Source organism: Bacteroides sp. 519, assembly GCF_010500955.1.
GTDB lineage: Bacteria > Bacteroidota > Bacteroidia > Bacteroidales > Bacteroidaceae > Bacteroides.
In genome coordinates this window covers 63,179-78,051 of record NZ_QVMJ01000012.1, presented here as the reverse complement: position 1 = coordinate 78,051, position 14,873 = coordinate 63,179, and the positions used below count along the sequence as shown (strand labels likewise).

The window sequence follows — 14,873 nt, the reverse complement described above, 5'->3', positions numbered from 1 at the left end:
GCAAAGCTTGTTTAACACAAATCATTTGTATATTTGCGGCTTTTTAATAGCTTGCACGCAAGTGCGCGCTGCTCATGCGGGGCGCACATAGCGTAGGGCAAAGCCCTACGTACTCTAAGACAACACACTGTGACCCCAACGGGGTCAATTCATTATGTTGTGCATTATGACCCCGTTGGGGTCATAATGCACAACATAAACCTAACGTAGGGCTTTGCCCTACGCTATTGTACAAAGGCCGTTGGCCTTTAAAGAGAGTATCGAAAAAAAAGAGTTACCTGATTTCAGATAACTCTTTCCTTTATAGCAATAACTATATATTAATAACCCATTTCGTGAAGTGCTTTGCATAACTGGTCCGGACAGGATGTGGAACGCCGTCCACAACAAACTCCTTCCAGTTTTTCGATAACTGCTTTTGGTGTCATACCTTTTACTAATCGGGATATTCCCTGTAAATTGCCGTTACACCCATTCCAGTAAGCAATATCTTTAATAATTCCGTCTTCAATTTCCACTTCAATGCATGTGCTGCATGTTCCCTGGGTTTTGTAGACGTGTTTCATTACTCTTCTTCTCCTTCAGCGGGTTTTAAGTTAGTATATACGTTTTGTACATCCTCATCTTCTTCCAAACGGTCAACCATTTTTTCAATAGTAGCACGTTGTTCATCGTTCAGTTCTTTTTCATCTGTAGGGATTCTGGTAAACTCGGAGTTTTTAATTTCATAACCGTTTTCTTCCAGATACTTCTGAATGGTATTGAATGATTGGAATTCACCGTAAATTGTTATTTCATTGTCTTCCTCATCGTAATCTTCATCCACCCCAAAATCAATAAGTTCCAGAATCAGGTCTTCAACAGACATTCCTTCTTTCTTTTCTACGGTAAATACCGATTTATGATTAAAGATAAAGTCAAGGCTGCCCGAAGTACCCAGTGAGCCACCAAATTTATTAAATACACTACGTACATTTGCTACAGTACGGGTTGTGTTATCTGTTGCAGTTTCAACCAGAACAGCTATTCCAAAAGGTCCGTATCCTTCGTAAACCATTTCTTTATAGTCTTTCTGATCTTTGCCCATTGCATTTTTAATAGCACGTTCAATATTGTCTTTTGGCATATTTTCGCGCTTGGCATTTGCAATAATGGCTCTTAAATGAGGATTGTTTTCAGGATCAGGACCGCCGGCTTTTACAGCAATAGCTATTTGTTTACCTACTCTTGTAAATACACGGGCCATGTTACCCCATCTTTTCAGCTTTGTTGCTTTTCTATATTCGAATGCTCTTCCCATTGGATTGAGTTTTTTAATAATTTATTTTTCAGAACTATCATTTTCTACTTCCCAATATTCTTAACAAATAAAGGAACAGATTTACAAAGTCGAGATACAGTGAAAGTGCTCCCATTAATGCAATTTTCTGGGTGGTTTCGTTTATCTCGTATCCATACTCTCTAAGATTATTTTTAATCTTTTGGGCATCGTAAGCTGTTAATCCTACAAATATAATAACACCAATATATGTTATAATCCAGTACATCATTTCGCTCTTTATGAACCAGTTTGCTACAGATGCTATAATCAAACCGATAAGTGCCATGATAAGGATATTACCCCATGATGATAAATCTTTCTTGGTTATGGTGCCATACAGTGCCATTGCACCGAAAGTTCCGGCAGTAACAAAGAAAGTTAATGCTATGGACGATGTTGTGTATATCATAAATATAAACGACATCGTTACCCCATTCAATATAGAATAGGCTATAAACATAAAAGTGGCTGTCGCAAAGGAGAATCTGTTTATATTGGCCGACAATATCCATACCAGAGCCAATTCACCCAAAATCAATCCGTAGAACAGAACTTGATTGGTAGCTATTGCATAAATAACTTTTGGTGATTCTGCAACCAATAATGAAGTTAAAGCAGTAATAACCAAAGCTAAAGTCATCCATATATATACATTCCGAAATAATGTTGCTTGTGCATAATTTGCCGAATAACTTTTTGTTACATCAAAATTTGTTTCCATAAGTTTTTGTTTAGTTTATAAAGGTTATAAAGTCGATAAAGGTTATAAAGTTGATAAAGATTATAAAGGTTATAAAGTTGCTATGCAGTTTTTATCTTTATTTATTCACTCTATTATCTTTATTTATTCACTCTATTTACTTTATTGCCTTTATTTACTCTATTACCTTTATTTACTCTATTACCTTTATTATCTTTATTATCTTTATTTCCTCTATCTCAATTTTGCTCCCAGTTTGTCTTCAAGGTTCTTTATCAGCTTAGTCATAATCTTGTCAATAACCTTGTCGGTAAGGGTTTGTGTTTCGTCTTGTAACGTAAAGCTTACTGCATACGATTTCTTACCTGCTTCCAGATTCTTTCCTTCGTACACATCGAACAGTTCAACACTACGAAGAAGTTTTTTCTCTGTTTCGTAAGCAATCTTTTCGATTTCGGCAAACTGAACATTCTTGTCGAGCAATAATGCAAGGTCGCGCTTCACAGCCGGGAACTTAGATAGTTCTTTATAAGTAGTTTCTTTAAGTGACCGTTTAGCCTTCATTAGTTCCTTCCAGTCGAAATCGGCATAATATACTTCGTTGTCCAAATCGAATAACTTACGCATCTTCTTAGATACAATTCCAAATGTAGCCAACCTTTTTCCTCCTTTGGTATTGACAGAAAGAGCAGCCGAATAAATATCATCGGTAAGATTGCCCACTACCAGGTTACGCATTTCGAACCCTAAGCGTACAAAGATGTTTTCTACATAAGCTTTCAGTTCATAAACCGAAGTGTCTTCATCGGCATGCGCCCAAGAGTTAGCAACTTTTTTACCGGTTATCCACATTCCCAGATGATACACTTCTTTGTAAGCAGCCAAAGAATTATCCGGATTCTTCTTTTCTTTATTGAAGTAATAGCAGTTTCCAAACTCGAAGAACTTAATATCGGCATTCTTACGGTTTACGTTGTGTGCAATACTTTCCAATCCACCAAATAACAGAGACTGACGCATTCCATTAAGATCGGTACTTAACGGATTAAGCAACATTACTGTATTTTCAGCAGGGAATATTTCCAAACCTTCGTAATAAGCAGCACGGGTTAATGAGTTATTCATTATTTCACTAAATCCGCATCCTACCAGTTGTTCGGATATTAGATTCTGTAATTTATGTGAAGCATCTTCATCCCCTTTGGTTGTTAGGCTAGAGTTTAGTGTAGTTGGTATTTCTACATTATTATATCCATAAATACGAAGAATGTCTTCAATTACATCAACATCTCTTTGAACGTCAACGCGATAGGGTGGAACAGCTAGAGTTAATCCTTCCGAAGTTTCATTGGTTATCTTCATTTCGAGCGTAGATACAATGCTCTTTACTGTTTCAACAGGAATTTCTTTACCTATCAGTGAGTTTACTTTATTATAAGACAGTTCTACAACAAAGTCCTGAATAGGTTTTTCGTACACATCTTTAATATCCGAAGAAATGGTTCCGCCGGCTATCTCTTTCACCATCATAGCTGCCAGTTTTAAACAGTAAATGGTAATATTAGGATCTACTCCCCTCTCGAAACGGAAAGAGGCATCGGTATTGAGTCCATGACGACGTGCAGTTTTTCGTACCCATGTTGGATGAAAATATGCGCTTTCAATGAACACATTGGTAGTTTGTTCTGTTGCACCCGATTCGAGTCCACCAAACACCCCGGCTATACACATTGGCTTTTCGCGACTGCATATCATCAGGTCGCGGTCAGACAGTTTGCGTTCAACTCCATCCAGTGTAACAAATGGTGTACCTTCGGGTAAGGTTTCTACAACCACTGCGTTACCAGCAATTTTATCTGCATCGAAACAGTGCAACGGTTGGCCAAATGCATGAAGTATGTAGTTTGTTATATCTACTACATTATTAATTGGACGTAGGCCAATAATGCGGAGCTTGTCTTGTAACCACTCCGGACTTTCTTTTACAGTTACACCTTTTACTGTAACTCCGGCATAACGTGGACATGCTTCTGTGTTTTCTACAATTACAGGAATATCCAAATCGTTATTATCAACCTTGAAAGCATCTACCGATGGTTTTTGCAAGGTTGCTTTATATCCATTCTGAATTAAATAAGCGTATAGGTCGCGGGCTACTCCGTAATGTGAACTTCCATCTGCACGGTTTGGAGTAATATCTACTTCAAGAATGTAATCGCTTTTTATGTTGTAGTAGTCTTTAGCTAAAGTTCCCGGCACGGCATCAGCAGGAAGTACAATGATTCCATCGTGGGCTGTTCCGATACCAATTTCGTCCTCGGCACAAATCATTCCGTTAGATTCAACACCTCTTATTTTGGATTTCTTTATTTTAAAGCTTTCTTCGCCGTTGTAAAGTGTTGTTCCGTTGGTTGCTACAACTACTTTTTGTCCGGCTGCAACATTCGGAGCGCCACAAACAATTTGTGTAGGTTCTCCGTTACCCAAATTTACAGTTGTAATGTGTAGATGATCTGAATTGGGATGTTCTTCACAAGTTAAAACTTCTCCAATTACTATCCCTTCGAGACCGCCTTTAATGGTTTGTACTTCTTCGACTCCACCTGTTTCAAGACCAATCGAAGTAAGGGCGGCAGATACTTCCTGGGGTGATAAGTCTAAATTGACGTACTCTTTTAGCCAATTATACGAGATATTCATATATGATAATATTTTGTAATTTCAAAAAGACTTGCAAATATACACCATAATTTATAAACCTCCATACTTTCTTTTGGAAAACTCTGTACCCTTCTTTGTTAGACTCCAGAGTTTTGCTCAAGAAACTCCAGAGTTTACACTTGCCACAATACTACCATCAAACAAGTGAATTACCCTATGGGCAAAGCTGGCATCGTGCTGAGAGTGGGTAACCATAATAATTGTTGTGCCTTCTTTATTTAACTCGGTTAACAGGTTCATTACTTCGGCCCCGTTTTTAGAGTCCAGATTACCTGTAGGCTCATCGGCCAATATTAGTTTTGGATTAGATACAACCGCCCGTGCAATAGCTACACGCTGTTGCTGACCTCCTGACAATTGTTGTGGAAAATGTTTGGCCCGGTGACTCAGATTCATCCTTTTCAGAATATTGTTCACCATTTCCTTACGTTCGCTTCTGCCTATATTAAGATAAGTAAGAGGAAGTTCCACATTTTCAAACACATTGAGTTCATCAATCAGATTAAAACTTTGGAAAACAAATCCCAGTTTGCCCTTACGCATTTGGGTACGTTCTTTTTCTTTCAAGTCACCAACTTCGTTTCCTGTAAGTTTATACGAACCTTCTGTTGGATTATCAAGTAAGCCAAGAATGTTCAACAGGGTAGATTTACCACAACCCGAGGGACCCATTATGGCTACAAATTCTCCTTCTTTTATTTCAAGGTTTACATGGTTCAAAGCAACTGTTTCTACTTCCGATGTACGGAATACTTTACTGATGTTGTTAATGGTTATCATATTTTTGAGTTTTGAGTTATAAGTTTTGAGTTTTAATTACTCGCTTTTAATGCTATTGACAGGGTTCTCGTTGGCAACCCGCCATGATTTAAGAATAACGCTGATGATGATTACAGCAAGAATAACGATGCTTAATAATGCATACATGGCGATACTGAGTTCTATTCTGGTTCCGGCAAACTGATCCAGCCAATCCTGACCTATGAAATACGAAACAATGATTCCAAGTACTATAGCAGGTATGGCAACAAGAGATACTTCACGACTTAAGAGTTTTAATACATTCCATGCTTCGGCACCGTTTACTTTTCGGATAGCTATTTCTTTGCTTCGACGTTGTATTTCATCGTTAATATATCCAAAGAGCCCCATTAAGGTAATAAGCAAAATGCCAATAAAGGCAACAATTGCACTATCGCGAAAACGACGAACAGAAACATATTTGCTTTCGATATCTTTTTCTAAAGATGAGAATAGAATGTTGTTGTTTGGAAACACCTCAGCTACTTCCTTATTTAAATTCATCAATGATTCGTTAAAGGGTTCTTTTAACTTCACCGATATGCTATTATGCCATTTAGGTGTAGTTGCAAAAGCTACAGGATTTTTTTCCTGAAAGAGTGAACTATCAACAAAGTCTTTCATCACACCAACTATGATTCCAAAACTATTGCCACTACTGGATTGCTTACCAATAGCTCCATCGGTCCACGGCATACGCTTTACATATTCTTCGTTTACAACAACCTCGTTAGGAGCCATTACATTACGTCCCTCAAGCAATTGAAAGCCATAAAGAGGTATAAATTCGGGGGTAACTATATTAAACCGGGTCGAAAATAACATCTTTCCATCTTCACCTTTTACATGGTCGCCACTATATCCATTTACTGTTAGCCACGACAATGCAGCTTTTTCTACCATCGGAAAGTTCTCAATGGTTTTTACTGCAATGTCCGGGTTCTCCATTCGCACCCAACTTGTTGCTATGTTACGAGGCTGATAGCCCAAATCAAAATTCATCACACGTTCGTATTGCACAAACACAACAACCAGTAAACCAAAAACAAAGCTTACACCAACAAACTGTATAAAGAGTAATACTCTTTTCCAGGAAGAGTTACGTTCGGTATATTTGCGAAACACTTGTGTTACAGGAATATGAGAGAATATACGTCCCGGAATAACTCCAGCAACAATAAAAATAACAGCAATAATTAATAATGGTACCCATAAGGTTTGTAAAGTAAACAAGGATTCAATGTTTACTTCAATAATATCCTCAATTAATCCTCTCAGATTGAATATTAATAAGGAAGCAAACATAAGCGATACCAAGATAATGATAGCCGTTTCCCATAAAAACATAACGAACACCTGTGTTGATGTTGCCCCGTTACATTTATGTACTCCCACCCCTTTGGCGCGGCGCGACAAACTGGATATGGCTATTAGTATATAATTCATGGCTGCAATAAGGAGAATGGCCACAGCCAGAAAACTCATAATTGTTACAAGCCTTTTTACATTTGGATTTTCAATGTGTTCTTTACAAATATTCTCCAAGTGGTATCGCACTCCCCATCCTTTGGTTTCAGGATCGAACTTCATGTACTGGTCAATAACTGCATCCATCCGTTTATTTACCTTTTCGATATCCGACGATTGACGCAAACGTACAAACCCTTGAAAAGAGTCTCCTCCTCCCCACCCTCTATAGCTACTCCATCCGGCTATTGACACTACTATATCAGGGCGTATGGAGTTATTATCCTCTACTTGAAGGTAAGTTCCGCGTATGGTAATTTCTTTGTTTTTATCGCGCATCACTGTTTTTCCTATCACATCTGTTGTGCCAAATATACATTTGGCAAAGTCTTCGCTGATAAAAGCCATATCAATCATACTCAAATCTATCTCCTGACCGGAAGTAACAGTGATTCCTACCGTACGAAAAAATAGAGTATCGGCCATTACAAGGTTTCCTACGTGACGTTGTTCACCAAGGAAAAAAGCTACTTCACCTTGATTCTGGACTAAAGTGGCACATTCTACTTCGTCCGGAAAATCTTTCATGATAGTTTCGGGTACGGGTCCCATTACCACTTTCATCGGAGTACCCGGCATTCCATCACTGGTGTAAGTAGCCATAACAACAGCTAACTTGTCCGATTCTTTATAACCCTTATTATAAGATAATTCGAATGCTACACGGGCAAAAAGAATAATGCCAATAAATAGCCCCAGTGTTAATGAAATAACTTTGATTATATTCGAGCTACGTCCTCGTAACAAAGTCATTAATGTGTAATAGAGTTGTTTCATATCAATATTAAATTTTATTTTTTTACTTCTTTAAATACACTTTATATGCCAGAAATTTATTTTATTAAGAATCAACGTATTACGTTTTATGCCTTTTTACAAACTGTCTAATAATTAGACAGTGGTGCCTAATAATTAGACACACAGGCGTAAGTGTACCAATTGTGCAACCAACTATTTTATTCAACTAAATTAGGTAAAAACGGTAAGTGAGTATTATCTTTGGAATATAAATTATTATAGTATGGTTAAATTAGGTACTATCATTGTTGTAGACGATAATAAAGGAGTATTAACCGCAGTACAAATGCTGCTGAAAAACTATTTCGAAAAAGTTATTACCCTCTCCTCTCCTATTACACTTCCCAGCATTCTACACGAAGAAAAGCCAAGTATTATTTTGCTTGATATGAATTTTACCTCGGGCATAAACACAGGTAACGAAGGGTTATATTGGCTGAACGAAATAAAAAGGCTAAACCCGCAATTGCCTGTAGTGCTTTTTACTGCTTATGCCGATATTGACCTGGCTGTACGTGGAATAAAAGAGGGAGCCAGCGATTTTATTGTAAAGCCTTGGGATAATCAGAAACTAATAGAGGTTCTGCAAAACGCTGCCTCACCGGAAAAGAAAAATAAGAAAAGAGATAAGAAGGAAGAAGAACTGAAAACCTCTTCCATGTATTGGGGAAATAGTGATGCCATGAAATATCTGCGAATTCTTATTGAAAAGGTAGCCATCACCGATGCCAATATACTGATTACAGGAGAAAACGGAACTGGAAAGGAAATGCTTGCACAAGAAATCCATGCATTATCGCGTAGAAACAAGCAACCTATGGTAGCTGTAGATATGGGTGCCATAACCGATTCGTTATTCGAGAGTGAATTATTTGGTCATGTAAAAGGTTCATTCACAGATGCTCATGCCGATCGTGAAGGGAAGTTCGAAGCTGCTAACAATGGAAGTTTATTTCTGGATGAAATTGGTAATCTCCCTTTTTACCAACAAGCTAAACTACTAACGGCCATACAACGTAGAAGCATTGTACGTGTTGGAAGCAATAAAGAGATTCCTATTAATATTCGTTTGATATCGGCCACCAATAAAAACCTTGAAGAAATGGTAAAGAAAGAAGAGTTCCGCGAAGACCTTCTTTACCGCATTAACACCATACATGTAGAAATACCTCCTTTGCGCAATAGAAAAGAAGACATAGTACCACTGGCCGAAAAGTTTATAGAACGTTTTTGCAAACAATACGATAAGCAACCTCTTTTATTAAATACAGCGGCCAAAGAACGTTTAACTCAACATCCGTGGTATGGCAATATACGAGAGTTAGAGCATGCTATCGAAAAGGCTGTTATCATAAGTGATGACGATGTTATTCCTGCCGAAATATTTCCTCTATCCACAAAAACAGAAATACTGGAGAAAGATGTTTCTACTCTGGAAGAAATGGAAATAAAAATGATTCAAAAAGCATTAAACAGTTGCAAGGGTAATCTCTCGGCTGTAGCTGCTCAATTGGGTATTACACGGCAAACGCTTTATAATAAAATGAAAAAGTTCGGACTATGAATTCGCACATTAAAACCTTTCTGGAATATCCGTTTATCCGAATACTTGCTGTTATTCTTATAACTACCTGCCTCCTGTTATTTGTTTATCTGGAAAACTGGTTATGGGCAGGTATAAACTTTGCTGTTCTATGTTGGGGGATATTCTGGCTACTCACATTATATAATGCTCAAACCAGAAAGGTAATCTTTCTTCTTGAAGCACTCGAAAACAACGATAGCGGACTACGGTTTACCGAAGATAAAGGAAGCTGGACTAACAAAACTATAAATCAGTTAATAAATAAGGTAGCCAAGGTTTTATATGATGCCAAGTACGAAACGATACAACAGGAGAAATACTACGAATTAATTTTAAGCTGTATCAGCACAGGTATTGTTGTTCTGAATGATTTTGGATATGTATATCAAAAAAATGATGAAGCATTAAAAATTCTTGGCTTGAATATATTCACCCATGTACGGCAATTAAGTAAAATAGATGCTTCATTGATGGAAAAGATTTCATCAGTAAGCGCTGGTGATAAACTTCAGGTACTATTTAATAATGAAAGAGGAACAGTAAACCTTTCTGTACGAACATCCGATATTACAATCAAAGGCGAGCACCTGAGAATACTAGCTCTAAATGACATCAATAATGAGTTGGACGAAAAAGAAATCGATTCGTGGATACGGCTTATCCGGGTTCTTACTCACGAAATAATGAACGCAGTTACTCCTATTACCTCGTTAAGTGACACACTATTAAATGTTACAGAAAACACAAACACAGAGATTAAGAAAGGGTTGCAAACAATTAGTTCAACCGGGAAAGGATTACTTGCTTTTGTTGAATCGTACCGCAAATTTACACGTGTACCAACTCCTGATCCTTCTTTATTCTATATTAAAAATTTTGTTGAACGAATGGTTGAACTGGCTAAATACCAAAACACATGTAACAATATCGTTTTCAAAACAAACATAACTCCTCCGGATCTTATTTTATATGCTGATGAAAACCTGATATCGCAGGTTATGATAAACCTGCTCAAAAATGCCAAACAAGCTATTGGTAACCAACCAGAAGGTTTAATAGAGATTAGTGCATACTGTAACGAACAGGATGAAATATTTATTGAAGTAAGTAACAATGGTCCGCAGATACCACAGGAAGTAGCAGAACAGATATTTATTCCCTTTTTCACCACAAAAGAAGGAGGAAGCGGTATTGGTTTGAGTCTTTCGCGGCAGATAATGAGAATATCTGGTGGTAATTTGATACTAATGCCTGCTCAGGCTGGCTTCACTACGTTTAAATTAAAGTTTAAATAATAAAGGGTGTACACTTTGGGGCACACCCTCTTTCTTTGTATCACATTGCGATCAATTTCTTTGCCCTCTATAGTTCTTCATTACCACCCGGGCTGTACCTATTTTAAGCTTCGATTCTATGCGGACAGGTATTCTATTCCTATCATTGGTAAGATATACCTTCATTGCTTCATTTTCATCTTCAAAAGCAGCAGCTTTACCTATTAATGCAAGTTTCACACATTTGTATTCTCGCCCATCATTTGCTTTGACCGATTCAATTCCCTGATGTTCTATTTTCATATTCATCATTCTTCGTCCTGCAAAGAAAGACACAGTTTTTCTATCACCTTTTTTCATTTGAGAGAAATCTAAAGTACGGGCATAATAGATAATGCTAATAACATCGTACATGCAATTATTGGTTACAAATGTAGTATCATAACGCAATCTGCCATTCCGTTTATTTATATTTCGAAGTGTTACGCTTCCATCCGAATAAGTATAAGTTGCCCTCTCAACTGTATGGTCATCGTCTTCATGAGCATCTTTATTGTATCTTAATGGTACTAAATCCTTGGTGGTTACAGATGTAAGGGTATCGTTTACAGTAAAAAAGCTTTTTATCAATCCGGTAGAACGTGCTGTAAGTCTCAGGTTATATGCTTCTTTCTCGGCAAACATTCTATCTGTAACAGTGAGAGAAGCTACACCGGCTTTTTTATATATTATGCCATATTTGAAGTATAAATCATAGTTCAAAACCTCTCCCGACTGAAATTGTTTATTTTCAATTCCACACTGTGCCTTCATGTTTGCTGTGAAAAGAAACAGTGATCCAAGAACAATTATAATACAATATATTACTCTATTCATTATCAATTAATTTTAATGGTTTATCAAAAGGTTGTATATCACAAGACAATATTAGAAAATAAAACGTTAAAAACATCCTTGTTGTTATATAAAATTATGATTTTTAACAAGTGAGATGCAGAAAAAACATGATTTACATGTTAGTGCTATAATTATTTTATTTATGTTTGTAGCAACATTGAACATAACCTACTACTGTTGAACTATATGTTTAAGATAATTAAAAGAATTGTATTATTAATAATCGGTATAATAATCTTCCTCGTTATAAAGAGCCATGTATCTTTTGAAGAAAGAACCCCTTCCACTAATACAGAAAAGAATCAAGCCAAACCTAGTTTGGAAGAATTATTAAGAGTTAAAGCCGATTCGGCCAGAACCTTCTGCGTTTCAAAAAAATACAATACGGACTATTGCATTTTAATTGACTTTAGCATACACTCGGGCAAAAAAAGATTCTTTGTATGGGATTTTAAAGGCGACTCTATTAAACTGTCTAGCCTTTGTGCACATGGATATGGTCAAAACAGTACAACAAAGAAACCGGTTTTCAGTAATGTTGAAGGCAGTTACTGTTCATCTCTTGGAAAATATAAAATAGGCATACGTTCGTATAGCAAATGGGGAATTAATGTTCATTATAAAATGCATGGGCTTGAAAAAACAAATGATAACGCATACAAACGATATGTTGTACTTCATTCGTACGAGCATGTACCGGAACGCGAAACTTACCCTATCCATCTACCCTTGGGCATGAGTCAAGGGTGCCCTGTTATTTCCAACAATACAATGCGATCCATTGATGAATTACTGAAAACTGTTGAAAAACCTATTTTGATGTGGATATATATTTAGTATCTTTGCCCCTTAAAATCATATTATATAAAAATGAAAAACGCGTCAACAACTAACATTGAAAGATTTACCAAAGCCTTTTGGGTGAGTAATACAGTCGAACTGTTTGAAAGAATGGCATATTATGCCGTATTTATTGTACTAACCATTTACCTCTCTACTATTTTAGGATTTAATGATTTTCAGGCCAGTATGATTTCCGGTCTCTTTTCCGGAGGTTTGTATTTACTCCCAATCTTTACTGGTGCTTATGCTGATAAAATCGGTTTTCGCAAATCAATGATAACAGCATTTACATTGCTGTCAATTGGTTATTTCGGGTTGGCTATATTCCCTACCCTATTAGAGGCACTTGGTTTGGTTTCTTATGGAACAACAACCGCTTTTTCTGGTATTCAGGAGAGTTCTCAACGTTGGATTATTGTACCCATACTTCTTACAATTGTTATTGGAGGTTCATTCATCAAATCTGTTATCTCTGCCTCGGTAGCTAAAGAAACCACCGAAGCCAATCGTGCCCGTGGCTATTCTATCTTTTATATGATGGTTAATATCGGAGCATTTACAGGTAAAACTGTAATCGACCCCTTAAGAGGAGCTATTGGCGAACAAGCATATATCTATATTAATTATTTTGCTGGTACCATGACCATAATTGCTTTGTTGGCTGTAATCTTATTATATAAATCAGCTCATACAATTGGTCAGGGAAAAAGCATGAAAGAAATTGGTCAAGGTTTCCTTAAGCTTATTTGCAACTGGCGCCTGGTTCTATTAATTATAATTGTTACCGGTTTTTGGATGGTTCAACATCAACTCTATGCTACGATGCCCAAATATGTTATCAGAATGGCAGGCGAAGCAGCAAAACCAGGCTGGATAGCTAATGTAAACCCACTCATAGTGGTTTGCTTTGTTAGTTTTATAACTCGTTTAATGGCAAAGAAGAGTGCAATAACCTCCATGAGTGTAGGTATGTTCCTTATTCCGATATCTGCCTTATTAATGGCTTTAGGCAATATGTTAGGAAGCGAAATAATCGCAGGCATGAGCAATATAACCTTAATGATGATTGCCGGAATCGTTGTTCAAGGATTGGCCGAGTGTTTTATTTCTCCCCGCTATTTAGAATATTTTTCATTGCAGGCCCCAAAAGGCGAAGAAGGGATGTACCTTGGTTTCAGTCATTTACATTCTTTTCTGTCATCAATATTAGGTTTCGGACTGGCTGGACATTTGTTAACCAAATACTGTCCTGACCCTACATTATTCGATTCGCACGAAGCTTGGGAAGCAGCCAGCGTTAATGCGCATTACATCTGGTTCTATTTTGCTGGGATTGGTATTGTTGCCGCTTTTGCGCTTGTTATTTATGGAGCCATTACCCGAAAGATTGATAAAAAGAAAGCAACACAGCTTTAAAATTAGGTGTTTTTAGCTATATTTGCCGTCACTTTTATAAAAAGTGACGGCTTTTTCTTGAGTTCGTCACTATACGAGAACTATTATGCAATTAAATATAAATTTTCCTGAAGATAATCATCCACCTATCAGATTTATTAGTCTGGCCAGCGGAAGCAGTGGAAACTGTTATTTCCTGGGATACAACGATTATGGCATATTGATAGATGCTGGCATTAGTCCTAAAAATATCAGGAAACACCTTAAAGAGGTAAACATAGCTATGGAATCCGTACAGGCGGTTCTTATTACGCATGATCATGCCGATCATATAAAATCGGTTACATACTTAAGCGAAAAGCTACATATCCCCATTTATACAACTGCACTTACCCATGAAGGCATTAATAAGAATTATTGTATAAAAGAAAAACTTTATAATAATGTTCATCACATTCAAAAGGAGCAACCTTTTATTATCAAAGATTTTTCTATTACTGCTTTTGAAGTTCCTCACGATGGAACTGACAATGTTGGATACACTATTAAAGTAAACCACAAAACATTTTCTTTTGTAACCGACCTGGGTGAAATTACTCCTTTAGTGGCTTCGTATATTTGCAATACCAATTACCTTATATTAGAAGCTAATTACGATGAAGAGATGCTTAAAATGGGACCCTACCCTGCATATTTAAAGAGACGGATAGCAAGTAACACCGGACACCTAAGCAATTTGGCAACTGCTAATTTTCTGGCTGATAATCTTACAGAATCTGTTGAATATATATGGTTGTGCCATCTAAGTAAGGACAATAACCACCCTGAACTTGCCTATAAAACCGTTGAATGGAAGTTACGGAATAAAGGGATTTTGGTGGGTAAAGACCTCCAATTAATAGCTTTAAAGAGAAATTCACCTTCTCAACTTTATGAATTTTGAACAATAATGAAAAAAAATATTTGTTTTGTTTTGTGAGGTAAAACAAAAACGCTACATTTGCAACCGCA

Annotated in this window: 12 protein-coding genes; 5 read left to right on the top strand and 7 right to left on the bottom strand. The window is 36.9% G+C overall.

All coding sequences use genetic code 11. The features are described from left to right. Positions 1-320 precede the first annotated feature (320 nt). The 6 genes from D0T85_RS12130 to D0T85_RS12105 form a co-directional block, all read right to left on the bottom strand. A complete protein-coding gene (locus D0T85_RS12130; RefSeq protein WP_163213558.1) occupies positions 321-566 on the bottom strand; it encodes a TIGR03905 family TSCPD domain-containing protein in 246 nt (81 codons plus the stop codon). After that, entirely contained in the window at positions 566-1,300 is a 735-nt protein-coding gene (locus tag D0T85_RS12125) for a YebC/PmpR family DNA-binding transcriptional regulator (RefSeq protein WP_163213556.1), read from the bottom strand. Before D0T85_RS12125 ends, D0T85_RS12130 begins: the two co-directional genes overlap by 1 nt. A 37-nt stretch (positions 1,301-1,337) precedes the next feature. Then, positions 1,338-2,042 (bottom strand): Bax inhibitor-1/YccA family protein, encoded by a 705-nt coding sequence (locus D0T85_RS12120; protein WP_163213554.1) that lies wholly within the window; start codon positions 2,040-2,042, stop codon positions 1,338-1,340. Between the two features lie 213 nt (positions 2,043-2,255). Then, a complete protein-coding gene (gene pheT, locus D0T85_RS12115) occupies positions 2,256-4,721 on the bottom strand; it encodes a phenylalanine--tRNA ligase subunit beta (RefSeq protein ID WP_163213552.1) in 2,466 nt (821 codons plus the stop codon). A gap of 117 nt (positions 4,722-4,838) precedes the next feature. Continuing rightward, a complete protein-coding gene (locus D0T85_RS12110) occupies positions 4,839-5,522 on the bottom strand; it encodes an ABC transporter ATP-binding protein (protein ID WP_163213550.1) in 684 nt (227 codons plus the stop codon). Positions 5,523-5,558: 36 nt separating this feature from the next. Further along, positions 5,559-7,847: an ABC transporter permease gene (locus D0T85_RS12105; RefSeq protein ID WP_163213548.1), complete on the bottom strand. Its 2,289-nt coding sequence runs from the start codon at positions 7,845-7,847 to the stop codon at positions 5,559-5,561. A 244-nt stretch (positions 7,848-8,091) separates the two neighbouring features. Between D0T85_RS12105 and D0T85_RS12100 the strand changes: the two genes are divergently transcribed. Then, a complete protein-coding gene (locus tag D0T85_RS12100; RefSeq protein WP_163213545.1) occupies positions 8,092-9,432 on the top strand; it encodes a sigma-54 dependent transcriptional regulator in 1,341 nt (446 codons plus the stop codon). Continuing rightward, positions 9,429-10,748 (top strand): PAS domain-containing sensor histidine kinase, encoded by a 1,320-nt coding sequence (locus D0T85_RS12095; protein ID WP_163213543.1) that lies wholly within the window; start codon positions 9,429-9,431, stop codon positions 10,746-10,748. Before D0T85_RS12100 ends, D0T85_RS12095 begins: the two co-directional genes overlap by 4 nt. A gap of 51 nt (positions 10,749-10,799) precedes the next feature. On the opposite strand, the gene D0T85_RS12090 is transcribed toward D0T85_RS12095, so the two are convergent. Beyond that, on the bottom strand, positions 10,800-11,603 hold the full coding sequence (locus D0T85_RS12090; protein WP_163213541.1) for a DUF3108 domain-containing protein: 804 nt from the start codon (positions 11,601-11,603) through the stop codon (positions 10,800-10,802). Between the two features lie 207 nt (positions 11,604-11,810). Here D0T85_RS12090 and D0T85_RS12085 point away from each other — a divergent pair, with 207 nt between their 5' ends. From D0T85_RS12085 to D0T85_RS12075, 3 genes are all read left to right on the top strand, one after another. Further along, positions 11,811-12,461, top strand: coding sequence for a murein L,D-transpeptidase catalytic domain-containing protein (locus D0T85_RS12085; protein WP_163213540.1), 651 nt, complete (start codon positions 11,811-11,813; stop codon positions 12,459-12,461). Between the two features lie 33 nt (positions 12,462-12,494). Next, entirely contained in the window at positions 12,495-13,883 is a 1,389-nt protein-coding gene (locus D0T85_RS12080; protein WP_163213538.1) for a peptide MFS transporter, read from the top strand. Between the two features lie 85 nt (positions 13,884-13,968). Then, positions 13,969-14,805, top strand: coding sequence for an MBL fold metallo-hydrolase (locus D0T85_RS12075; protein ID WP_163213536.1), 837 nt, complete (start codon positions 13,969-13,971; stop codon positions 14,803-14,805). Positions 14,806-14,873: the final 68 nt, after the last annotated feature.

Excerpts from the sequence above, each read along its gene's own strand:
- D0T85_RS12130 (WP_163213558.1), bottom strand. The coding sequence starts at position 566 with ATGAAACACGTCTACAAAACCCAGGGAACATGCAGCACATGCATTGAA.
- D0T85_RS12125 (WP_163213556.1), bottom strand. The coding sequence starts at position 1,300 with ATGGGAAGAGCATTCGAATATAGAAAAGCAACAAAGCTGAAAAGATGG.
- D0T85_RS12120 (WP_163213554.1), bottom strand. The coding sequence starts at position 2,042 with ATGGAAACAAATTTTGATGTAACAAAAAGTTATTCGGCAAATTATGCA.
- pheT (WP_163213552.1), bottom strand. The coding sequence starts at position 4,721 with ATGAATATCTCGTATAATTGGCTAAAAGAGTACGTCAATTTAGACTTA.
- D0T85_RS12110 (WP_163213550.1), bottom strand. The coding sequence starts at position 5,522 with ATGATAACCATTAACAACATCAGTAAAGTATTCCGTACATCGGAAGTA.
- D0T85_RS12105 (WP_163213548.1), bottom strand. The coding sequence starts at position 7,847 with ATGAAACAACTCTATTACACATTAATGACTTTGTTACGAGGACGTAGC.
- D0T85_RS12100 (WP_163213545.1), top strand. The coding sequence starts at position 8,092 with ATGGTTAAATTAGGTACTATCATTGTTGTAGACGATAATAAAGGAGTA.
- D0T85_RS12095 (WP_163213543.1), top strand. The coding sequence starts at position 9,429 with ATGAATTCGCACATTAAAACCTTTCTGGAATATCCGTTTATCCGAATA.
- D0T85_RS12090 (WP_163213541.1), bottom strand. The coding sequence starts at position 11,603 with ATGAATAGAGTAATATATTGTATTATAATTGTTCTTGGATCACTGTTT.
- D0T85_RS12085 (WP_163213540.1), top strand. The coding sequence starts at position 11,811 with ATGTTTAAGATAATTAAAAGAATTGTATTATTAATAATCGGTATAATA.
- D0T85_RS12080 (WP_163213538.1), top strand. The coding sequence starts at position 12,495 with ATGAAAAACGCGTCAACAACTAACATTGAAAGATTTACCAAAGCCTTT.
- D0T85_RS12075 (WP_163213536.1), top strand. The coding sequence starts at position 13,969 with ATGCAATTAAATATAAATTTTCCTGAAGATAATCATCCACCTATCAGA.